The following is a 21,304-nucleotide window of genomic DNA, read 5'->3' as shown; positions in this document are numbered from 1 at the left end:
GCCGACCTGGCAACCTACGGCACCGTCCGGGCCGTGGCACAGCGCGGCAACCTCAGCCCGTCGGCGGTGTCGCAGCAGCTGACCACACTGGAACGAGAGACCCGGACCGCGCTGCTGGAACGCACCGGGCGGCGGGTGCGGCTCACCGCGGCCGGAACGTTGCTCGCCGGCCGGGCCCGGGAGATCCTCGCGGCCATGGACGCGGCCGAGGCGGAGCTGCGCCGCCTCGCCGACGAGCCGGCCGGTACGGTCACCGTGGCCGCGTTCCAGAGTGCCGTGCAAGCCCTCGCCGAACCGGCGCTGGCCCGTCTCGCGGCCCGGCACCCGGACGTGAACGTGGTGTTGCTGGAGCTGGAGCCGCACGAGAGCATGCCGGCGCTGCGTCGGGGCGACGTCGACCTGATCATCACGACGGCCGACTTCGCCGGCGCCGAGCTCTCCCCGGAGATCGACCTGGTGCCGCTCGCCACCGACCCGGTCGTGCTCGTGCTGCCCCCGGAGCACCCGCTGACCAGCGCCGAGTCGGTCGCCCTGGAGGCGTGCGCGCAGCAGCGCTGGACGTTCGACGTCGCCGGCTCGTACATGTCCGAGCTGTCCACCCGGCTGTGCCGGGAGGCCGGCTTCGAGCCCGTGGTGATCTGTCGGTTCAACAACTACATGCTGGCGCTCCAGCACGTGGAGAACGGCCGCTCGATCACCATGCTGCCGAGGCTGGCGGTCGACCCGCGGTACCGGGTGGTGACCCGACCGCTCAACCCGCCGCTGACCCGGCGCATCACGACTGCGGTCCGGCGACCGGCTGCGTCACGCCCCGAGGTGACGGCCGTGCTCAGCGCGCTGAGAGCAGGTGACTGACCTCGGCGTGATCATGCGCGAAGACCTGCTGACCCGACCGTTGGACACCTGGCTCGTGCAACGGGTCATGCCCGCCGGCAACCGAACGTGTCCTTGCTCTGCCACCTCGAAGGCGTCCTGTTGACCGGCCGACGCCACGATCAGCCCGTGGCGTTCCCCTTGTCAGGCCGGCTCGCTCCGTTATCGAGTATCGGGATGAAGGCGTAGCCGTCAAGCTGGAGCCGACCCGCTTGCGTCCCGGCGGGTCTCAGTCGGTCGACGCTGACGGCAGTCCGTATCGCTGGCGTTCTTCGGCAGTCAACGCACGCGGTTCCCGGTCTTCGACCGGGGGCTTCGCGTGGTCACCGCACACGTCCCAGCTCAGGATCCTGCCGTCGTCGTCGCTGATGTGCACGTGAGCATGACTCTCCGTCAGATCGCGATCGAGAAGACCACGAAGTTGCTCGACGCATCCGGTGGTGCGGCCTGACCCGGTCCACCTCACGGACCGCTCACCCGATGACGGCGGGGCACCGGCCGGGTAACGGCCGGGTCGGGCGGGACGAGGTGTTTGGCGGTCTCGTTGGCGGCGACGTTGACGGCCGTGAGCGCGGCGAGGGTCGCCAACACCACCGGTGGGAGCGGGGCGAGGCCGAGTGGCGCGGCGAGTGGACTGAACGGCAGCGCGACGGTGACCGCGATGAGCAGCAGCCCGGTGCCGGCCAGTGCCGCGGAGGGGCGGCTGCGCAGGAAGCTCCGGTTGGAGCGCAGCACCAGCAGCACGATGATCTCGGTGGCGGTGAACTGGACGAACCAGGCGGCACGGAAGACATCGGTGGGCACGTGCCACCACCAGCGCAGGGCGACGAGCACGAGGAGGTCCACGGCGATGCTGATCGAGCCGTACACCAGCATGAACCCGCGGATGGTGCGGACGTCGACGGTGCGGGGGTGCTGGAGCTGCTCCGGGTCGGCGTGGTCGGTGGACAGGGTGATGTACGGGATGTCGGAGAGGAAGTTGAGCAGCAGGACCTGACGGGGCAGCAGCGGCAGGAAGGGCAACAGGAGGGTGGCGATGCTCATGCTGACGACGTTGCCGAAGGACGCGCTGGTGTTGACCCGGATGTATTTCAGCGTGTTGGTGAACGTGCGGCGACCGAGTTGGACGCCGTCGGCGATCACGTCGAGGTTCTTGTCGAGCAGCACGATCGCCGCGGCTTGTTTGGCGACGTCGACGGCGGTGTCGACGGAGATTCCGACGTCGGCGGTGTGCAGTGCGGGGGCGTCGTTGATGCCGTCGCCGAGAAACCCGACGACCTCGCCGCGGTGTCGTAACGCGGTCAGGATCCGTTCCTTCTGCAACGGGTCCACCTCGGCGAACACGCTGACGTCGGCGATCCGGTCCGGTAGCTGGTCGTCGGGGCAGGCGGCGAGGTCGGCGCCGACGAGCTGTTCGCCGGCGAGTCCGACGTCGGCGGCGACGTGTCGGGCGGCGTGCCGGTTGTCGCCGGTGACCAGTCGGACCGTGATTCCCAGCCCGGCGAGCCGGCGGATCGCGGCGGCGGCGTCGCCGCGGGCCGGGTCCTGGAAGGCGAGCAGCCCGACGAGGGTCATCTCCCGTTCGTCGGTGACGGTGACGCCGGTGGCGCCGGGCATGGGCCGTACGGCGAGGCCGAGCACCCGGTTGCCCTGGTCGCTGAGCGCGGTGAACCGGTGCAGGATGCGGTCGCGCACCTCGTCCAGCGGCACCGTGCCGGCGGCGGTGCGTGCGGTGGTGCAGACGTCGAGCACCGCGCGCAGGGCGCCCTTGGTGACCAGGACCGGCCCGCCGTCGTCACGCACCAGCAGGGACAGGCGTTGCCGGGTGAAGTCGTAGGGCGCCTCGGCGACGCGCGCTTCCGGGTCGGCCGCTGGTTGCCCCGCCATGATCGCCGCGTCGATGGGGTTGGGGAACCCGCGCTGGAGGCCGGCGTTGAGCCGGGCGAGCCGCGTCACCTCCGCGTCCGGCTCGCCGTCGACCGAGAGGCAACCGGTGAGGGTGACCGTTCCGGCGGTGAGGGTGCCGGTCTTGTCGGTCAGGAGCACGGTCATGGCGCCGAAGTCCTCGATGACGTCGAGGCGTTTGACGATCACCCGGTGCGCGGCCATCGCGCGGGCGCCGGCGGAGAGGCTGACCGCGACGATCGCCGGCAGCATCTGCGGGGTCAACCCGACGGCCAGGGCGAGGGAGAACAGCAGGGAGTCGATGACCGGGCGGTGCATCAGCAGGTTGGCGACGAGGATGCCAACCAGCAGGACCACCATGATCCGTACGAGCAGCAGCCCGAAGCGGGTCAGCCCGCGCTGGAAGCCGGTGCTGGCCGGGCGGGCGGCGACCCGGCGGGACACCGCGCCGTAGGTGCTGTCGCGGCCGGTGCGCATCACCACCGCGCGTGCGGTGCCGCTGGCCACGTGCGTGCCCATCCACAGGGCGTTGGCGCGTGCGGTCAGCTCCGCCCCCGGCGGGGACGGGTCGCTGGACTTCGACACCGGGAACGACTCTCCGGTGAGCACCGCCTGGTCGACCTGCAGACGCCCGGCCTCAACGATCCGGCAGTCCGCGGGGACGACGTCCCCGGCGCGCAGCACCACGAGGTCACCGACGACGACGTCCTCGACCGGTACGGACACCTCACGCCCGCCGCGGATCACCTCGGTGCTCACCCGCACCCGGGCCTGCAACGCGTCGACGGCCCGCCCGGCGGCGTGTTCCTGCCAGAAGCCGAGGCCGCCGCTGGCGGCGACGATGGCCAGGATGATCGCGCCGTCGATCAGGTCCCCGACAGCCATCGACAGCACTGTCGCGGCGATCAGGATCAGGATGATCGGGCTGGTGAACTGCGACAGCAGGAGCCGCCAGCCCCGCCTGGCGCCCGCATCGACCCGGTTGGGTCCGTGCTCACGCAGCAGGTCGGCGGCGCGTTCGCCGGTGAGGCCGGCTGCGGACGCCCCGACAGCGGCCATGGCGTCCGGCAGCGGGCCGGCCCAGAAGGCCGCGCGCTCACCCCCTGCTCGCCCCACTGCGCACTCCGCGGTCGCCGGCAACCCCGCGAGTGACGCTACCGATCCGCCCCACCACGCGCGGGCGATTGGCCGCGGCGCTCACCGGTCGGCCGGCGCGCGCCGTGCCGCCGCCACGCCCGCAGCGCCACGACAGCGCCGACCAGGGCCAGCAGGGCCCACTCCCCGACACCCAGTTCCCGCTCCAGATAGCGGTAGGAGGCCGCAGCCAGGTAGCCCAGCAGCGCCACGGCTGTCGCCCACACCAGCCCGCCGGCCAGGTTCGCGCGGAGGAAGACCGGCCACCGCATCCCACCGGCGCCCGCGATCAAGGGGACCACGGTCCGCAGCACCGCCACCCACCGTCCGGTGACCACCGCCCACGCCCCGCGGCGAGCGACCAGGCGGCGGGCCCGCGCGAGGTCGAGGCGCCGGCGCAGCACGCGCGGGGCGCGGGCGAGCACGCTCGGGCCGTACCGGCGGCCCAGGGCGTACCCGGCCTGGTCACCGAGGCACGCCCCGACGGTCCCGGCGGTGACCACCGCCCACAGCGGCAGCGCACCGCCGTGGGCCACCAGCCCGCCGATCAGGATCGCCGTCTCACCCGGCACGACAAGCCCGAGCAGCGTCGAGGACTCCAGGGCCGGCAGGACGATCACCAGGGTCAGGACGAGGACCGGCGGCAGCCCGACGAGCGTCTCCACCACCCCGTCCACCACCCGCCGATTGTCGCCCCCCGACGGGTTGACAAGTGGCGAACAGGACCAGCCGGTGGGTCGGCGATCCGTAGGGTTCGGGTCGACAGCAGGCATCTGCGCCGACTGAGGGGCGGCCGAGGACGGTGGCAGCGCGCACACATCGCCCGTCGCCCGCCCTCCTGGTCAGCCTGGGCGCCTCGGCATGCCTGCTGGCGACGCTGAGCGCGGTCGTGCGCAGCCACCGGGTCCCGCCCTGGGAGGGGGACCTGTTCGCCCTTCTCAACCACCTTCCCACCGGGCTGACTCCGGTCCTGGTTCTGGTCATGCAGGTCGGCTCGTACCCGGCGGTGTTCGTCGCCGCCGCGGCAGCCGTCGTCGCGCGCCGGATCGGCACGGCGTGGAGCCTCCTGTTGGCCGGGAACCTGGCGTACTGGCTCGCGGTCGCCGCCAAGGCCGTGGTCGCCCGGCAGCGGCCGACGGCGCTGCTCACCGACGTGGTCCTGCGAGAGACGATCACCGGGCGGTACGGATACCCGTCGGGGCACGTCGCGGTCGCCACCGCCCTGGCGCTCGCCGCCGCGCGGGCCGGCGGGCCCCGGTGGCGCCGCGCGGCCTGGGTGGTGATCGGGCTGGTCGCCGTCGCGCGGATCCACGTCGGGGCGCACCTGCCGGTCGACGTGGTCGGCGGCGTCCTCGTCGGCTGGCTCGCGGTGTGCCTGACCCGGCTCGCGGTCGGGGAGGTCGGGCCGCAACGGTCGGTGCCCGCGCTACGGGAGGCGCTGCGACGGCGCGGGTTCGAGGTGGCACGGTTGGCGCCGATCCACGGCGACGCCCGTGGTTCGCAGCCGTGGCAGGCGGTCACCACCGACGGGCGGCGGCTGTTCGTCAAGGTGACCGGCGGCGAGCAACGCGACGCGGACTGGGTCTACAAGCTCTACCGGCGGATGCGCTACCGGCACGTGGCCGACGCGCCGCCCTACCTGAGCGCCCGCCAGCAGAGCGAACACGAGACGTGTCTGACCCTGCTGGCCGAGCGCGGCGGCGTGCGGGTCCCGGCCGTCGTCACGACCGCCGCCATGCCCGGCGGCGAAGCCGTGCTGGTGCAGGACTTCATCGACGCCGCCCCGCTGCACGCCGTCGTCGGCCCGGTCCCGCTCGCCGTCGTGCGCGACGCTTGGGAGCAGGTGGCGCGTCTGCACCGGGCGGGCATCGCGCACCGGGACCTGCGCGCCGCGAACGTGCTCGTCGGCCGGGACCACGCCCACCTGGTGGATCTGGGCTTCGGCGCCGACGACGCCTCGGCCGAGCAGCGGGCCCGCGACGTCGTCGAGCTGATGGTCGCCCTGTCCACCCGGGTCGACCCGGCCAGCGTGGTCGCCGGCGCGGCCGACCGCCTGGGCGTCGAGGCGGTCGCGGCCAGCCTGCCGTTCCTGCAACCCGCGGTGCTGTCCCGCGCCGGCCGGGCCGCCCTGCGAGGCCGTCCCGGCATGCTGACCCGCCTACGCCAGGAGATCCTGCGACGCGCCCCGGACCGGGACCGCCCGGCGGCAAAGGTGGTCCGGATCAGCCGCCGCACGATCCTGGAGCTGCTGGTCCTGGGCTTGGTCGTGCACCTGCTGCTTCCCCAGCTCGGCGAGATCCGCACCGCCGCGCGTCTGATCGTGCACGCCAACCCGGTCGCGGTCACCGCGACGCTGCTCGGCTCCGCCCTGACCTACCTGCTCAGCGGCCTCGTGCTCCGGTTGGCCGCGGCCGGCCGGGTGCCGCTGGGCGAGGCCACCGTGGTGCAGGTCGCCGCGTCGTTCGCCAACCGGCTGGCTCCCGGCAGCCTCGGCGGCGCCGCCCTCAGCCTGCGCTACCTGCACCAGAAGGGACTCGTCGCCGCCGACGCGGGCACCGCCGTGGCCGTCTCCCGCACCGCCGGCGTGTTCTCGGTGGTGCTGCTGCTGCCGGTGCTGCTGCCGTTCGCCCGACAGCCCGCCCGCATCCTCACCCACGACGCGACCAGGGCGTTGCCGCTACTGCTGGGCGCCCTCACCGTGCTGCTCGTCGTCGCCGCCGTGCTCGCCGTACCCCGGATCCGCCGGCGCGGACGCGCGGCGGCCGGCCAGGTCGTGACCGCGCTGCGCGAACTGCGCCACCAGCACGGGCTGCGGTGGCTCGTCGTCGCGTCGACGGCGCTCACCCTCACCTACGGCCTCTGTCTCTACCTCGCGCTGCTCGCCACCGGCCCGGTCCCCCTCGCACACCTACCACCGGTGATCCTGGTCAGCCTCGTCGGCGAGGGCGTCTCCTCCGCCGCGCCCACCCCCGGCGGGCTCGGCGCCACCGAAGCCGCGCTCGTCTCCGGCCTACTGCTCTACGGGCTGCCGCTGGATGCCGCCGTCGCCGGCACCCTGATCTACCGCCTCGCGACGTTCTGGCTCCCGGTACCGCCGGGCTACCTGGCCTTCCGGGTCCTGACCCGCCGCCGACTGCTGTGAGCTGTCGGCGCGGTGTCGGTCACCGCGGCATTCGTGATCGGGCGCCATCGGACGATTCGCGGCGGCAGCCGGTCCCGCGACGGGGTCCGCCGGGGGCGCGCCGGCGTGCCCCCGGTACAGATCGTCGATGTCCGCGGCGAAATGCGCGGCCACCACGGCGCGTATCACCTTGAGCGTCGGAGTCAGCTCACCGTCGACCTCGGTGAGCTCGCGGGGCAGGATGCGGAACGTCTTGACCTGCTCGGCCCGGGACAGGCCGTGGTTGACGCGGTCCACCGCGAGCTGGACCTCGGCGCGCAGACGCGGATCATCACGCGGTTCGTCCACGGTGCCCTCGTGGGTGCCCCGCCACCGCTGCCAGGCGGTGCGATCGACGGCCACCAACGCGGCCACGTAGGGGCGGCCATCACCGACGAGCACGCACTGGCTGACCAGCGGATGGGCACGGACGGCCTCTTCGATCGGGGCGGGGGCGACGTGCTTACCGGCCGCCGTCACGATGAGGTCCTTCTTGCGGCCGGTGACGTGCAGGAACCCGTCGGTGTCGAGGTGGCCGAGGTCTCCGGTGCGCAGCCAACCGTCGTCGGTGAACGCGTTGCGGGTGGCGTCCGGGTTGTTCCAGTAGCCGCCGAACACCATCGGGCCGTGAGCCTGGATCTCGCCGTCGGCGGCCACCCGGATCCGCGCGTCGGGCAGCGGCGGCCCGACGGTGCCGATACATTGCCGGTCGGGTCGGTTGACGGTCAACGCCGGTGACGTCTCGGTCAGGCCGTAGCCCTCCAGCACGCGTACGCCGGCACCACGGAAGAAGTGGCTCAACCGCTCGTCCATCGGCGCGCCGCCGACGATGACCGTGCGGCATCGCCCGCCCAGGCGCTCACGCAGCGTGCGGTAGGCCACCCTGTCGCAGGCGCCGTGCGCCAGCCGTAGCCACACACCCGGCCCGCCGTGGTCGTCGAGGGCACGACTGTAGCGCTCCGCGACCTGCTCGGCAGCGCTGAACAACCACCCGCGGCGGGCGTCGTCGGTCTGCCGCCGCGCCTGGTCGTACACCTTCTCCAACACCCGGGGCACGGCGAGCAGGAACGTCGGCCGGTAACGGCGCAGCTGCTCGCGCACACCCGCGATGTCGCTGCTGTGCACTGTCGTCGCCCTCGTCTGCACCATGCCCACCTGGATGAGGCGGGCGAACGCGTGCGCCAAGGGCAGGAACAGCACCGTCGAGGCGCCCTCGTGCAGCAGGTGCGGCAGCGCCGACACCGCGCTCATGACGTCGGCCGCGATGGCGCCGTGGGTCAGTACGCAGCCCTTCGGGCGTCCGGTGGTGCCGCTGGTGTAGACGATTGTCGCCATGTCCGCGGCGAACACCCGCCGGCGGCGCCCGTCGACCTCGGAGTTAGGCACGTCACGACCCAGACCGGCCAAGGTGATCAGGGCGCCGGCGTCCATCTGCCACGTCTCGCGCAGCCTCGGCGCCTCGCACCTGGCCGCGTCGACCAGGGCGGTATGAGCGCCCGTCTCCACCACACACGCCACCGCACCGCAGTCCCGCAGGATCCACGCCACCTGCTCGGCGCTGGCGGTGTCATAGATCGGCACGCCCACCGCGCCGACCGCCCACAGGGCGTAATCGACAAGCGTCCACTCGTAGCGGGTTCGGCTCATCAGCGCGACGCGGTCGCCGTGTCCTATCCCCGCGGCGACAAATCCCCGCGCGAGAGTCGTGACGTCATCGCGGAACTGCGCACAGGTCACCGGCACGTCACCGCCGCGCACCGACCGGCGCACCGGCCACGCCCTCGACACCGGCGCCGGGCGCACGAACTGCACCTTGGTCGGGTCCCGCGCGGCGTTGTCCCACACCCGCTGCCCCAGACCTGATGCTTCCGGGTCGATGTCGGGCACTGTGACAGCCATGTCCTGCACGATGTCCACCCCGCTACCGAGTCCGTCGACGCTCCCGCCCTGTGCTCGCAGGCCCATCGTGTTCACGCCCGCGCCCCTGCGGCTGACGTTTCCCCGAACAGCCCTCACGGCCGGTCGGCAGGTGCTAAGGCAGGAAGAGCGCGATCGCTGGTTTCTCCGCCAATGCCGCGGCGCCGGCGCTCGGCGTGCCTCGCACGCCGGGAACGTGGGCGTCGATCACCGGACGCCGGGCTGTCATGTCCCGCCGCCGGCGGCGCTCCGGGTGCCGACCGGCGTGATTCTCTTACGTCCGACCAGCACCACAACGGCCAGCACGATCAGCGTGCCGATGGCGACGATCGGAAGGCCCCGTGTCTGTCCTCCGGCGACGCCGTTCGAGATGAGTGAGAAGTCCCAGCCGCCGTGCACGAGCGCCGCGGCGAGGATCCCGCCCGTGCGCCGACGGATGAGGTAGAGAAAGTAGCCGGCGATGATCGTGGCGATCACCTGGACCAGGGTCTTGAGCCCTTCGCTGGAGAGGTTCGCCAGGTGCGCGACGCCGAAGATGATCGTCGACCACAGCGCGACTCTGCCCTCGCGGTAGCCGTTGCCGCGGAAGGTGACCACGCCGACACCTCGGAACATCAGTTCCTCGCTGAAGCCGATCAGCACCGTGGACAGCAGCAGGAGCAGGGTGAACACCACACCCCTGTCCGCCAGCCCGCCGTAGTCGGTGACCAGGACGATGCTCACGACCATCACGATCGGCACGACGATCACCCACGACCGCACCGGCCGGTCGTCGCGCCACACGGGCCGCCACCAACGAAGGGCGGTGACCACGGCCACCGTGAACAGCAGCGTGGCGGCGACGGGCACCGTGAGCATCCGCCACGTCGCGTCGACGTCAGGCGGCGTCGGGTAGCTCAGGCGCAACCCGCGGGTGAGCACGTGGCCCAGCCCCTGCCCGATCGCGAGGTAGACGACGACGAGAAGCAGGTACCCACGCACCGGCAGCCGCCGGGCGCAGGAGGAGTCGCGGTGCCTGGGCGCGTCCATCGTCCCCTCTCCGGGAGCTCTGTCGCTACTTGGCCGGGCCGCCGCCCGGAATGATGCGGAACCCACGCCGAGGCCGGAGTCGAGCTGGGCGAGCGACCCCAGCTCACCATCGGCCCGGGAAGGCCTCACCCCTGCACATTCCCATCGTGCCCACCCCGCAGCCCGCCGAGAAGTCGCTTTCGTCGAACCGCCCCACCATCCGCCAGCCCAGTGATAGATCCCAAGGGAAGATCACAGCGTGAGTCCGCGTCGAACGGCCCCGGAGAGCTGGCGCGCCTGCGTCGAGGCTGATGCCCTGCGCTCCGCCCGCCGCACGGCTGTCACCGTCGACGGTGCTCGTCGGCTCCGGTCGAGCAGGCGGAAGCGGCGAGCCACACCCCGCCGCCGACCGTGACGGCTGCCAGGACGAGACCGACGGCCCGGATGGGCTCATCGAAGGTTTCCCGGCACGCCGAAGCGAGGCGGCGAGGACCAGCCGCTGCCCGCCCCTCGGGCGACCCGACGGCAGGCTGCCGCACACGACGACCGGCACTCCCGCCGCCACTACGGTATCGGCGCCCACGCGACAACGAAGCCGTCATCACCCGCGTGCACCCGAACGAGGCAGCACCGGTGCCATCCGGCGATGGGCGGCCGGCGGCCCGGGTCCGAGAAGCGGGTCACCAGGTCGGTGAACACCTTGGCCGCGACCGGGACCCGCCGTCATGTGCAGGGCACGATCTGGTCGCCGCTCACGCATCGCGGGGTTCGTCGGACAGGTCGGGAAAGGGTGGCAGTGATGCAGCCAGACCGCGAGGTTGCCCAGCATGAACGGCAACAGCAGCAGCATCGACGCCGTCCGCACCGCCACCCCGACGGTCAGGGCCCCCACCGGTACGCCTCCACCTCCACCCCGGTGGTCGCGCCGCCCGCCCGACCGAGCCCCTCCCGGACGCGGTAGAACCCGGCGTACCGGTCCCCCGTCACCCGCACCACGCTGCCGAAGAAGCGAGAGCGTACGGTGACGCGCATTGCACCGGCGCCTACAGGCAGCCCGCCGTGGCGCTCGCCCCCGAAACGTGGGGCGCGTCTCCTGGGGCGGTAGGGCTACCGCAGCCCTGTGTCGACGGGTGCGTGACGCCGACGTCGACCGGTGCTCGCGTGACAGGTAGTACAGCGTGAAGGATCAGCGGCGGGTCGGGTCAGCAGTGACGCCCCGCAGGTGCGGGTGACGCCGGCGGAGCCGGTCCTCCAGCCCTTCGCGGAGGGTGGTGCGGGCGGCGGGGCAGCCGTGGCAGGCGCCGGCGAGCTTGACGGTGACGGCGCCGTCGCGGACGTCGACGAGTTCGATGTGGCCGCCGTGGGAGCGGGCGAGGTCGCCGACGGGGCCGTCGAGCAACTCCCGGGCGGCCTCCCGCAGCGGCGTGTCGTCCGGCTCGCCGTTGGCGTCGGCCGGGGTCCAGCCGGACGGGTCGGCGAGGGCGGCGTGTAGCGCCGTGCGGACCCGGGCACCGTCGCGGAACCACTGCCGACCGGCGTGCAGCGTGGTGACGATCGCGGCGGGTTCGACGCGGACCTGGGCGAGGGTGCCGTCGTCACGCAGGGCGGCGAGCGGGGCGGGCAGAGTGGCGGCGACGCCGGTGAAGGGCAGCACTCCGGCGGGGGTGATCCAGCGCAGTTGCTCGGGGTGCCCCGCGACGGGCTGGGGGTGGATGGGGATCATGGCGTCATCCCGCCAGCAGCGCGGTGATGGTCCTGGCCGCGTAGGCCATGATCCAGGCCAGCGCGGTCAGGTAGCCGAACGCGATCAGGGGCCATTTCCAGCCGCCGGTCTCGCGGCGGATGATGCCGACGGTGGCCATGCACTGCAACGCGAAGGCGAAGTAGACCAGCAGCGCCGCGATGGTCGGCGCGGTGAACAGCGGCTGCCCGGCGTGCGGCCCGTCGGTGTAGGTCATCGCCTTGAGCGCCTTGGATGGTTCATCGGGGTTTTCCGCGGCGGCGACCTGGCCGAGGGTGGCGACGAACGTCTCCCGTGCCGACTGTGCCGACAGCACGCCGATGTTGATCCGCCAGTCGAAGCCGAGCGGGTCGAAGACCGGCGCGACGAGGTGGCCCAGGGCGGCGGCGTAGCTGTGGTCGGCGACGTAGGCCGAGACCGTGGTCTGGTTGCCCGGGTCGACGCCGTGGGCGCGCAGGTCGGCGGTCGAGTGCAGGGGCAGGTTCAGCAGCAGCCACAGGCTGACGGTGGTGACCGCGATGATGGTGGTGCACTTGCGCAGGAACGACTTGGCCGAGTCGCCGACCGCGATCAGCACCGAGCGGGGCGAGGGGATCCGGTAGGGGGGCATCTCCATGTAGAACGGCAGGAGCGGGCCGGTGCGGTCGCCGAGTTTCTTGAACACCCAGGCCGCGGTCATGGCCGAGACCGCGCCGAGCAGGTACATGCCGAACATGACCAGGCCCTGTGCCCCGAACGGCCCACACCGGGCGGTCGGGTCCACGAGCAGGCCGATCAGCAGCACGTACACCGGCAGCCGGGCCGAGCAGGTCATCAGCGGCGCCGCCATCATGGTGGCCAGCCGGTCCTTGGCCGACGGCAGGGTGCGGGTGGCCATGATGCCCGGGATCGCGCAGGCGAAGGACGACAGCAGGGCCACGAACGCGCGGCCTTCCAGGCCGGCGCGGGCCATCACCCGGTCCATCAGGAACGCGGCGCGCGACATGTAACCGACGCCCTCGAGCAGGGAGATCAGCAGGAACAGCAGCATGATCTGCGGCACGAAGACGAGCACCGCGCCGATGCCGCCGATGACCGCGTCGCCGAGCAGTCCGGCCAGCCACGGGTTGCCGACGTGGGTGGCCACCAGCCCGGACAGCCACCCGAAGAACGTCTCCACGTAGCCCTGCAGGGGTGCGGCCAGGGTGAACACGGTCTGGAAGAAGATCACCATCACGGCGAGGAACACGATGGTGCCCCACAGCGGGTGCAGCAACACCGCGTCGACGCGCTGGGTGACGCGGTGCCGACCCGGTGCGCGGTAGCCGGCGAAGCTCAGCACCGACTCCGCCCAGGCATCCGCCTCGGCCGGGTCGTCCGGTGGCGGCAGGGCCGGTGTCGACCACGTCGGCCACCGCTGGATCTGGTCGCGGAGCTGGTCGATGCCCTGCCCGCGGTTGCCGAGGACCCGCACCACCGGCACGCCCAGTGCCTGCTGCAACGCCGGCAGGTCAAGGTGGCCCTGCCGTACGGTCATCTCGTCGGTGAACGTCACCACCAGGCAGGTGGGCAGGCGGCGGCGTAGTACCTGGGCGACGAACCGCAGCGAGCGGCGCAGCGTCGTGGCGTCCACCACGACGAGCAGCGCGTCCGGTGGTGCCTCGCCGTCGAGGCGGCCGTCGAGCACGTCGACCATGATCTGCTCGTCGGGGCTGATCGGGTCGAGGCTGTAGGTGCCCGGCAGGTCCTCGATCAGGTACCGCCGGTCACCCGCCTGCATGGTGCCGACGAATCGGGACACCGTCACACCGGGGTAGTTGCCCGTCTTGGCGTGCAGACCGGTCAGCGCGTTGAAGATGCTCGTCTTTCCGGCGTTCGGGCTGCCCGCCAGGGCCAAGCGCGGCAATGCCGTGTCAACGGCGCCACCTCCTGCCTCAGCGTGGCATCCCGCGTCCCTCACCGCGCGTCCCGGATCAGCACGTGCGCGGCCTGCGCACGGCGCAGGCACAGGTCGTAGTCCTTGACCCGGTACACCACCGGATCCCGCAGGGGCGCGCGCCGGACGACCTGCACCGGCGTCCCGGCGGTGAATCCGAGGTCCGCGAGCCGGCGGGCCGTCGCAGGGGGTGCGCCGTCGGCCAGTCCCACGATCGTGGCGCGGCTGCCCGGGGGCAGGTCTGCGAGCCGACCCGGCTCGACGGCACACAACGCGGGGCCGGTTCGTGCGACAGCAGGACGTCTCAGCAGCACCCGCTCACCATAAGGTAAGGCTCGCCTCACCTGCCAGGGCGTGTGACGAACTCCGGCCGTCCGACCACTGCCGCGTACCGTGCGGTTGTGCTGGTTGCGGCCGTGCTGGTCCGCCTTGGGCCGGTCGGATCCGTCGCGGTGGCCGTGAGACGGCACTCCGGTGTCCTGGTTCACGCGTCCGCGCGATGATCGGGGTGTCCTGCGGTGATGCAGGGTGCGGGCGCCGATGTTCCGGAAGGGGGTGGGCAGGGGTGCGGGTGCTGGTCGTCGAGGACGAGACCGCCCTGGCGCAGGTGCTGCGCGCCGGCCTGACGGACGAGGGTTTCGCCGTGGATGTGCACCACACGGGGACCGACGGACTGTGGGCGGCCACCGAGAACCCGTACGACGTGATCGTGCTGGACATCATGCTGCCCGGTCTCAACGGGTACGAGGTGTGCCGGCGACTGAGGTCACAGGGCGTGTGGACGCCGGTGTTGATGTTGACCGCGAAGGACGGCGAGTACGACCAGGCGGATGCCTTCGACCTCGGGGCCGACGACTACCTGGTCAAGCCGTTCTCGTTCGTGGTGCTGGTGGCTCGGCTGCGGGCCCTGGTGCGCCGGGGCGCGCCCGCCCGGCCGGTCGTGCTGACCGCCGGGGACCTGAGCGTGGATCCGGCGCGACGGCAGGTCAGTCGGGCCGGCCAGGCCGTCCGGGTCACCGCGCGGGAGTTCGCGCTGCTGGAGTTCCTGATGCGTCACCGTGGTGACGTGGTGTCCAAACGGCAGATCATCGACAACGTCTGGGACGCCCACTTCGACGGCGACCCCAACATCGTCGAGGTGTACGTCGGCTACCTCCGCCGCAAGATCGACCAGCCGTTCGGGCGCCGGGCCATCCAGACCGAGCGGGGCATGGGCTACCGCCTGGCAGCCGACGGCGGCTGAGCGTGGCCATCGGGTGGATCCGCCGGCATCTGGGCGTACGGCTGCGTTCGGCGCTGGCCGCCGCCACGGTCGTGGGGGCGGCCTTCGCTGTCGGCGCGGCGGCGTTCGTCTACCTCGCCCGCGCGGATCTGGCCGACAACGTGGATGCCGCCGCGCGGCAACGGGCCGCCGAGGTGGTCTCGGCGGTGGCCGCCGGCGATCAGGACGCACTCGCCCAGACGCTGAGGCCCAGCCCGGGAGAGCAGACGTTGGTGCAGGTCCTCGACCCGTCCGGGCGGGTCGAGGCGGCCTCGGCCGCGCTCGGCGACGCCGCGCCGCTGTCCCCGTTGCGGCCCCGGCCCGGTCAACTGCTGCGCGAGCAGCGGCTGCTGCCGTTCGCCGACGAGGACCCCTTCCGGATCGCAGCCGTTGGGGTGGCCACCGACTCCGGCGTACGCACGGTGCTGGTCGCGCAGTCGCTGCGGCCGGTCAACGAGAGCACCGAGGCGGTCGCGGCGATCCTGGCCGCCGGGCTGGCGCCCATGCTGCTGGTGGTCGGCGCGGCGGTGTTCTGGTTCGTCGGACGGTCCCTGCGCCCGGTCGAGGCGATCCGCCGCCGGGTCGCCGGCATCACCGCCCGGGACCTGCACGCCCGCGTGCCCGTGCCGACCGCCCGAGATGAGGTCGCGGCGCTCGCCGAGACGATGAACGGCATGCTGGAGCGGCTGGAGACCGCTGCGGCGAGCCAGCGCCGGTTCGTCGCCGACGCCAGCCACGAACTGCGCAGCCCGCTGGCCACCCTGCGCGCCGGTCTCGACCGCCTGGCCGTGGCACCCTCGCCCGACGGCCACCACGACCTGGTCGCGCTGCTGCGCCGGGAGACCAGCCGGCTCGGCGATCTCGTCGCGGACCTGCTGCTGCTCGCGCGCATCGACGAACGCGGCGCCACCCGCCGCCGGGACGACGTCGACCTCGACGATCTGGCCTACACCGAGCGAGACCGGCTCGCCGCGCACCGCCCGGACCTGACCGTCCGGGCTCACCTCACTCCGGTACGGGTGGCCGGGGACGCCCACGACCTCGGCCGCGCGCTGCGGAACCTCGCCGACAACGCCGCCCGTCACGCCCGTACCCAGGTGACCCTGCGCGTGTCGATGCGCGACGGGTGGGGGTGCGTGGAGGTCACCGACGACGGACCCGGTGTCCCCGACGCCGACCGGGAGCGCATCTTCGACCGGTTCGTCCGTCTCGACGACAGCCGCACCCGCCCGGAAGGCGGCAGCGGCCTGGGCCTCGCCATCACCCGCGAGGTCGTCGCGTCCCACGGCGGACACGTGCAGGCGGTGCCCGGGCCGGGCATGACCGTCCGGATCCTGCTGCCCCGCGACGTCGACTCCGACCATCACTGAAGCCGGCGCCGGCCGGTTCAGGCTCCTCTCAGGTGACCGGCGGCACCCTGGACGAGAGGCGCCTGCCCGGGCCGGAGCCACCAACGGGGGAGCGATGAACTATCACCTGTTCCAGATCGTCAACGCCGCAGCCGGCCACAACGACCCCGTCGACGACGTCTTCGAATGGTCGGCGGTATGGCTGATCTGGGCCCTCGCCGCCACCGCGGCCATACCCATCCTGGCTCACGTGCGGCACCGGCGCGCCGCCCTGGGGCGCGTCGTGGCGTCCCTCGGGCTGGCCTTCGCCGTCGGGCAGGCCGTCGCCGCGCTCAGCACCGAGGTGCGGCCCTTCCAGACCCACCCCGTGCACCAACTGATCCCGCACGCCGCCGGACCGTCGCTGCCCAGCGACCACGCCACCGCGGCGTTCGCGGTGGCGTTCGCCGTCGGGGCGTTTCTGTCCCGCCGATGGGGGGTAGCGCTGAGCGTGCTCGCCACCCTCATCGGCTTCGCCCGTGTCTGGACCGGCGTGCACTACCCCGGGGACATCCTCGCCGGCGCGCTCATCGCCGCCGCGGCCGTCACCACCGTCAGCCTCGGGGGCCGCGCCTACCACCGTTTGACCAGCCGCCGCCTCGACACCACCGCCTGAGCACCACCCCCACCCCCTGGTTCCGGAGGTCCTTGCCATGTCCACGCCTCAAGCGCTCCTCGCCGTGGGCCCCAGCTTCCTCGACCCGGAATGGCTGATCTCCACCTTCGGGCTGATCGGGATCATGGTGATCATCTTCGCCGAATCCGGGCTGCTCATCGGGCTCTTCCTCCCCGGCGACTCGCTGCTGTTCACCGCCGGGCTCCTCGTCGCGGGCGGCCGCTACCTGCACCAGCCGCTCTGGCTCGTCTGCATGCTCGCGGCGGTCGCCGCCATCATCGGTGACCAGGTCGGCTACCTGTTCGGCAAGCGCGTCGGCCCGAGCCTGTTCCGCCGCCCCAACTCCCGGCTGTTCAAGCAGGAGAACGTGCAGCGGGCCAACGCCTTCTTCGCCCGCTACGGCGCCCGCTCGATCGTGCTGGCCCGCTTCGTGCCGATCGTGCGGACCTTCACCCCCGTAGTCGCCGGAGTCAGCCGGATGCACTACCGCACCTTCGTCACCTACAACGTCCTCGGCGGTGTTCTCTGGGGCACCGGCGTCACCGTGCTCGGCTACTTCCTCGGGCAGATCAGCTTCGTCAAGTCGAACATCGAGTTCATCCTCATCGCCATCGTGCTCATCTCCGTCCTGCCCATCGGCGTCCAGCTCCTGCGCTCCCGCCGCCGCTCGGCAACCTCGGCCACCGAGGCCACGGTGGCCGGAAACGCCACCCGCACCGACTGAACGACCCGTCGGCGCTGAGGCAACACTGACCGGATGACCTCGACGATGCTGGTGCTCGGGCCGAAACTCGCCGTCGCGCTGGCGCTGATGACCGCCGCCGCAGCCGCCATCGCCACCATCGGGCGGCTCGGGCACGGCCGGCAGATCGCCGTCGCCGCCGTGCGCGCCGCGCTGCAACTGGCCGCCGTGTCGCTGGTGATCACCGCGATCGTCGGCTCGCTGTGGGCAACCACGACCTTCGTCCTGCTCATGTGCGCTGTCGCCGCCGGCACCTCCGGCCGGCGCATCACCGGCGGCTCGTACGGCTGGTGGGCGGGGGTCCCGATCGCCACCGCCAGCCTGACCGTCGTCGCCGCCCTCCTGCTCGCCGGGCTGGTGCCCCTGCGCGGCATCGCGATCATCCCGATCGCCGGCATCCTGACCGGTGGCGCCATGACCGCCACCAGCCTCGCCGGGCGGCGCTTCAACGACGATCTTCGCGCCCGGGGCGGCGAGGTGGAAGCCGCGCTCGCGTTGGGCCTGCTTCCCCGCGACGCCCGGCTGCTCGTCTGCCGCCCCGCCGCGAGCCAGGCACTCATCCCCGCCCTCGACCAGACCCGCACCGTCGGCCTCGTCACCCTCCCCGGCGCCTTCGTCGGCGTCCTCCTCGGCGGCGCGAGTCCCCTGACCGCGGGCATCACCCAACTGTTCGTCCTCGTCGGCCTCCTCGCCGTCGAAGCCACCGCCATCGTCCTCACCATCGAACTGATGGCCCGAGGACGCCTACTCCCACGATCGCCCTGAGCCGGTCAAATCAGCGGCCTCGCGTCCGCTCACCACTCCCCGGCCGGGGATCCTTCGCCCGGACCATTCCGCCCACCAGGTCGTTCTTGGCGGCCTTCTCCTGGACATCGGTGACGATCACCGCGAATTTGCGCAGGGTAGTCGAGCGGAACCCGGTGTGCGAGGTTCTGGAGGATCCAGCCACACCCGATCCATTCTTTTGGCTCGATGCCCTGTGGCGCGGCGTGCAGTGGGCGGCCAGCCCTGCCGTCCAGGCGTGGGCAGACACGGCCTGCGGACTCTCGACCTGACTGCCCCCACGCCGCCGGAACTGCGGGCGTCCGGGCGTGTCACGACACGGACGCGCCCCGCCGCCGGGGCGGACGCGGCGGCGGTCGCAGGCGCGCCGGCCCGACCCGCCGGGAGATCGGGTCGGCCTCCCGTGCGTCCCGGCGGGGACACCTGAGCCCACTGTCGACATGGGAGGCGGCACCGAGAGGTGGAAGGACACGCGAGAGGGTCAGTCGTACGAGGCCGTCAGCCGTTCCATTCGATTCCAGCCGTTCCAGCCACGCTCACGCATCAGTTGGTGCAGCCGCCGGGCCCGCGGGTCGGACTCGACGGCAAGTAAGTCCACCAGGTCGAACAGGAGGTTGTCGTCCCCCACCTCGCCGAACTCCAACCGGCCGGCGGCCTCCGCCTGCTCCGCCAGGCCGACCATGATGTCGGCGACCTCCGGCAACCGCGAACAGTCGTCCGCGTCGCCGTCGAAGATGGCCGAGAGGAGCCGGTAGAGCCGGACGACCTGTGGGTCGTCGAGTTCCGCGAGCTTGGCGGGCATCCATTCGCGGACCCGGTCGGGCCAGCGGGCCGCGATCAGGATCCACCCGTCCCGCTCTCCCTCCAGTATCCGCCGCGACACCCCGATCTCGCGGAGCCGATCGAGGTAGTGGGTCACCTCGGCCGGAAGCAGCAGACGATCCCCGACGGCGAGCTGCGCGATCTGTTTGCGACTGGTTTCGAGCCGCTCGACCTCGTCGCGCAGGCGACGCTCGATCCTCCCGATCGCGTCGACGAAGGTCGGACCGTCGGCTTCGAGCAGCCGACCGATCTCGGACAGCGGCACGCCGGCGTTGGCGAGGGTACGGATCTTGATGAGGGACACCACCGCCGTGGCGCCGTACCGCCGGTAGCCGGAGGCGTCCCGGTCCGGCTCGGGCAGCAGGCCGACCTGGTGGTAGTGCCGCACCGCCCGCACGGTGACACCGGCGTACGCCGCCAGTTGACCGATCGTCAGCATGTGGTGGATCCTGCCCTTCCTCGCCTCGGCCCGGTCGGCTCCCCGGTCAGGAGATTGTGCGGCGGTAGGTCATGCCGGCGAACAGGTAGGCGGCGACGAGAATGCCGAGGCACCAGGCGAGGGCGGTCCAGATGTCAGCGCCGACCGGTTGCTGGGTGAACAGGGCTCGGATGCCGTTGACGATGGCGGTCACCGGCTGGTGCTCGGCGAAGGCCCGCACCGGGCCGGGCATGGACTCGGTGGGTACGAACGCGGAGCTGACGAACGGCAGGAAGATGAGCGGGTAGGAGAAGGCGCTCGCGCCGTCCACGGACTTCGCGGTGAGACCGGGGATCACGGCGAGCCAGGTCAGCGCCAGGGTGAACAGGACCAGGATGCCGGCGACGGCCAGCCACCCCAGCACGCTCGTCCCGGTGCGGAAGCCCATGGCCAGGGCGACGCCGACGACGACCACGAGCGAGATCAGATTGGCGACCAGCGAGGTCAGGACGTGCGCCCAGAGCACGGCGGAGCGGGCGATGGGCATGGACTGGAACCGTTCGAAGATGCCGCCCTGGATGTCCAGGAAGAGCCGGTAGGCGGTGTAGGAGATGCCGGAGGCGATGGTGATGATCAGGATGCCGGGCAGCAGGTAGTTGACGTACGAGTCGGTGCCGGTCTCGATCGCGCCGCCGAAGACGTAGACGAAGAGCAGCATGAAGGCGATCGGCATGATCGCGGTGGTGATGATGGTGTCCGGGCTGCGGGCGATGTGCCGCAGCGAACGGCCCAGGAGGGCGGCGGTGTCGCCGAGAAAGTGCTTGTTCATCGCTGTTCCTGCTCCGATCGGGCGCCGACGACGCTGAGGAAGACGTCTTCGAGGGTGGGCTGCTTCTCGACGTACTCGACGGTGGTGGGTGGGAGGAGTTGCCGGAGCTCGGCGAGGGTGCCGTCGACGATGATGCGGCCCTCGTGCAGCACGGCGATGCGGTCGGCGAGCTGCTCCGCCTCGTCGAGGTACTGGGTGGTGAGCAACACGGTCGTGCCCCCGGCGGCGAGTTCCTTCACGGCCCGCCACACCTCGATGCGGCCCTCCGGGTCGAGGCCGGTCGTCGGCTCGTCGAGGAAGATCACCGGCGGGTCGCCGATGAGACTCATCGCGATGTCGAGACGGCGGCGCATACCACCGGAGTAGGTCGCCACCCGGCGGCTGCCCGCCTCGGTGAGCGAGAAACGCCGCAGCAGGTCGTCCGCGATCACGCCCGGGTGCTTCAGGTGCCGCAGCCGGGCGACCAGGACGAGGTTCTCCCGCCCGGTGAGGATCTCGTCGACCGCGGCGAACTGCCCGGTGAGGCTGATGGCGGCGCGTACCTCGGCCGGCTGGGTCGCGACGTCGAGGCCGTTGACCCGGGCGGTCCCGGTGTCGGCCCGCAGCAGCGTGGCCAGGATCTTGACCATCGTGGTCTTGCCGGCCCCGTTGGAGCCGAGCAGGGCGAAGATGCTGCCCCGGGTCACGTCGAGGTCCACGCCACGCAGCACCCTGAGCGTCTTGAACGACTTCTCCAGGCCCCGTACGTGGATGGCCGGCTCGTGGGCCGCAGGTGTTGCCGGAATGCTCATG

General features: G+C 72.2%; 17 protein-coding genes and 1 pseudogene. 7 read left to right on the top strand and 11 right to left on the bottom strand.

The annotated features are described in order from the left end of the window. On the top strand, positions 1 to 855 hold an 855-nt coding region (locus ACH495_RS29785; RefSeq protein ID WP_396861026.1), incomplete at its 5' end, for a LysR substrate-binding domain-containing protein. A gap of 480 nt (positions 856 to 1,335) precedes the next feature. On the opposite strand, the gene mgtA is transcribed toward ACH495_RS29785, so the two are convergent. Next, positions 1,336 to 3,894 (bottom strand): magnesium-translocating P-type ATPase, encoded by a 2,559-nt coding sequence (mgtA, locus tag ACH495_RS29780; RefSeq protein WP_396861025.1) that lies wholly within the window; start codon positions 3,892 to 3,894, stop codon positions 1,336 to 1,338. 38 nt (positions 3,895 to 3,932) lie between these two features. Continuing rightward, positions 3,933 to 4,592 carry a DedA family protein gene (locus ACH495_RS29775; protein ID WP_396861024.1) on the bottom strand — a complete coding sequence of 220 codons (660 nt, stop codon included), beginning with the start codon at positions 4,590 to 4,592 and terminating at the stop codon, positions 3,933 to 3,935. 122 nt (positions 4,593 to 4,714) lie between these two features. Between ACH495_RS29775 and ACH495_RS29770 the strand changes: the two genes are divergently transcribed. Further along, positions 4,715 to 7,054, top strand: a complete 2,340-nt coding sequence (locus ACH495_RS29770) for a lysylphosphatidylglycerol synthase domain-containing protein (protein ID WP_396861023.1) — start codon at positions 4,715 to 4,717, stop codon at positions 7,052 to 7,054. 105 nt (positions 7,055 to 7,159) lie between these two features. Here ACH495_RS29770 and ACH495_RS29765 read toward each other — a convergent pair. The 6 genes and pseudogenes from ACH495_RS29765 to ACH495_RS29740 all read right to left on the bottom strand — a co-directional run. Then, positions 7,160 to 8,980 (bottom strand): annotated as a pseudogene (locus tag ACH495_RS29765) (AMP-dependent synthetase/ligase); the annotation flags it as partial. A gap of 234 nt (positions 8,981 to 9,214) precedes the next feature. Next, positions 9,215 to 10,147, bottom strand: a complete 933-nt coding sequence (locus ACH495_RS29760; protein WP_396861022.1) for a CPBP family intramembrane glutamic endopeptidase — start codon at positions 10,145 to 10,147, stop codon at positions 9,215 to 9,217. 729 nt (positions 10,148 to 10,876) lie between these two features. Continuing rightward, positions 10,877 to 11,029, bottom strand: a complete 153-nt coding sequence (locus ACH495_RS29755; protein WP_396861021.1) for a hypothetical protein — start codon at positions 11,027 to 11,029, stop codon at positions 10,877 to 10,879. A gap of 154 nt (positions 11,030 to 11,183) precedes the next feature. Next, the gene (locus ACH495_RS29750; RefSeq protein ID WP_396861020.1) at positions 11,184 to 11,720 is read right to left on the bottom strand and encodes a NifU family protein; all 537 of its coding nucleotides are present in this window, start codon (positions 11,718 to 11,720) and stop codon (positions 11,184 to 11,186) included. 4 nt (positions 11,721 to 11,724) lie between these two features. After that, the gene (locus ACH495_RS29745; RefSeq protein WP_396861019.1) at positions 11,725 to 13,677 is read right to left on the bottom strand and encodes a ferrous iron transporter B; all 1,953 of its coding nucleotides are present in this window, start codon (positions 13,675 to 13,677) and stop codon (positions 11,725 to 11,727) included. After that, positions 13,674 to 13,967, bottom strand: coding sequence for a ferrous iron transport protein A (locus tag ACH495_RS29740; protein WP_396861018.1), 294 nt, complete (start codon positions 13,965 to 13,967; stop codon positions 13,674 to 13,676). The genes ACH495_RS29745 and ACH495_RS29740 overlap by 4 nt, the downstream gene beginning before the upstream one ends. Before the next feature lie 251 nt (positions 13,968 to 14,218). Between ACH495_RS29740 and ACH495_RS29735 the strand changes: the two genes are divergently transcribed. The 5 genes from ACH495_RS29735 (at position 14,219) to ACH495_RS29715 (ending at position 18,425) form a co-directional block, all read left to right on the top strand. Further along, complete coding sequence (locus ACH495_RS29735; RefSeq protein ID WP_396861017.1) at positions 14,219 to 14,896, top strand: response regulator transcription factor; 678 nt, start codon at positions 14,219 to 14,221, stop codon at positions 14,894 to 14,896. Between the two features lie 2 nt (positions 14,897 to 14,898). Further along, the gene (locus ACH495_RS29730; RefSeq protein WP_396861016.1) at positions 14,899 to 16,284 is read left to right on the top strand and encodes a sensor histidine kinase; all 1,386 of its coding nucleotides are present in this window, start codon (positions 14,899 to 14,901) and stop codon (positions 16,282 to 16,284) included. 94 nt (positions 16,285 to 16,378) lie between these two features. Further along, entirely contained in the window at positions 16,379 to 16,918 is a 540-nt protein-coding gene (locus ACH495_RS29725) for a phosphatase PAP2 family protein (RefSeq protein ID WP_396861015.1), read from the top strand. 37 nt (positions 16,919 to 16,955) lie between these two features. Further along, complete coding sequence (locus ACH495_RS29720) at positions 16,956 to 17,642, top strand: DedA family protein (RefSeq protein WP_396861014.1); 687 nt, start codon at positions 16,956 to 16,958, stop codon at positions 17,640 to 17,642. A 33-nt stretch (positions 17,643 to 17,675) separates the two neighbouring features. Beyond that, entirely contained in the window at positions 17,676 to 18,425 is a 750-nt protein-coding gene (locus ACH495_RS29715) for an ABC transporter permease (RefSeq protein WP_396861013.1), read from the top strand. Between the two features lie 499 nt (positions 18,426 to 18,924). Here the strand turns inward: ACH495_RS29715 and ACH495_RS29710 are convergent, their stop codons facing one another. The 3 genes from ACH495_RS29710 to ACH495_RS29700 are packed head-to-tail and all read right to left on the bottom strand — an operon-like array spanning position 18,925 to position 21,303. After that, on the bottom strand, positions 18,925 to 19,704 hold the full coding sequence (locus ACH495_RS29710; RefSeq protein WP_396861012.1) for a MerR family transcriptional regulator: 780 nt from the start codon (positions 19,702 to 19,704) through the stop codon (positions 18,925 to 18,927). A gap of 46 nt (positions 19,705 to 19,750) precedes the next feature. Continuing rightward, positions 19,751 to 20,512: an ABC transporter permease gene (locus ACH495_RS29705; protein WP_396861011.1), complete on the bottom strand. Its 762-nt coding sequence runs from the start codon at positions 20,510 to 20,512 to the stop codon at positions 19,751 to 19,753. Continuing rightward, complete coding sequence (locus ACH495_RS29700; protein WP_396861010.1) at positions 20,509 to 21,303, bottom strand: ABC transporter ATP-binding protein; 795 nt, start codon at positions 21,301 to 21,303, stop codon at positions 20,509 to 20,511. Before ACH495_RS29700 ends, ACH495_RS29705 begins: the two co-directional genes overlap by 4 nt. Position 21,304 lies beyond the last annotated feature (1 nt).

It is taken from the genome of Micromonospora sp. NPDC018662, from assembly GCF_044391475.1.
Taxonomy (GTDB): domain Bacteria; phylum Actinomycetota; class Actinomycetes; order Mycobacteriales; family Micromonosporaceae; genus Micromonospora.
The sequence above is the reverse complement of the archived record's forward strand: the minus strand, read 5'-3'. Positions and strand labels throughout refer to the sequence as shown.

What these genes read in the sequence shown, in the direction of transcription:
- ACH495_RS29705 (WP_396861011.1), bottom strand. Translation starts at nt 20,512, where the DNA reads ATGAACAAGCACTTTCTCGGCGACACCGCCGCCCTCCTGGGCCGTTCG.
- ACH495_RS29700 (WP_396861010.1), bottom strand. Translation starts at nt 21,303, where the DNA reads ATGAGCATTCCGGCAACACCTGCGGCCCACGAGCCGGCCATCCACGTA.
- ACH495_RS29710 (WP_396861012.1), bottom strand. Translation starts at nt 19,704, where the DNA reads ATGCTGACGATCGGTCAACTGGCGGCGTACGCCGGTGTCACCGTGCGG.
- ACH495_RS29715 (WP_396861013.1), top strand. Translation starts at nt 17,676, where the DNA reads ATGACCTCGACGATGCTGGTGCTCGGGCCGAAACTCGCCGTCGCGCTG.
- ACH495_RS29755 (WP_396861021.1), bottom strand. Translation starts at nt 11,029, where the DNA reads ATGCGCGTCACCGTACGCTCTCGCTTCTTCGGCAGCGTGGTGCGGGTG.
- ACH495_RS29725 (WP_396861015.1), top strand. Translation starts at nt 16,379, where the DNA reads ATGAACTATCACCTGTTCCAGATCGTCAACGCCGCAGCCGGCCACAAC.
- ACH495_RS29720 (WP_396861014.1), top strand. Translation starts at nt 16,956, where the DNA reads ATGTCCACGCCTCAAGCGCTCCTCGCCGTGGGCCCCAGCTTCCTCGAC.
- ACH495_RS29750 (WP_396861020.1), bottom strand. Translation starts at nt 11,720, where the DNA reads ATGATCCCCATCCACCCCCAGCCCGTCGCGGGGCACCCCGAGCAACTG.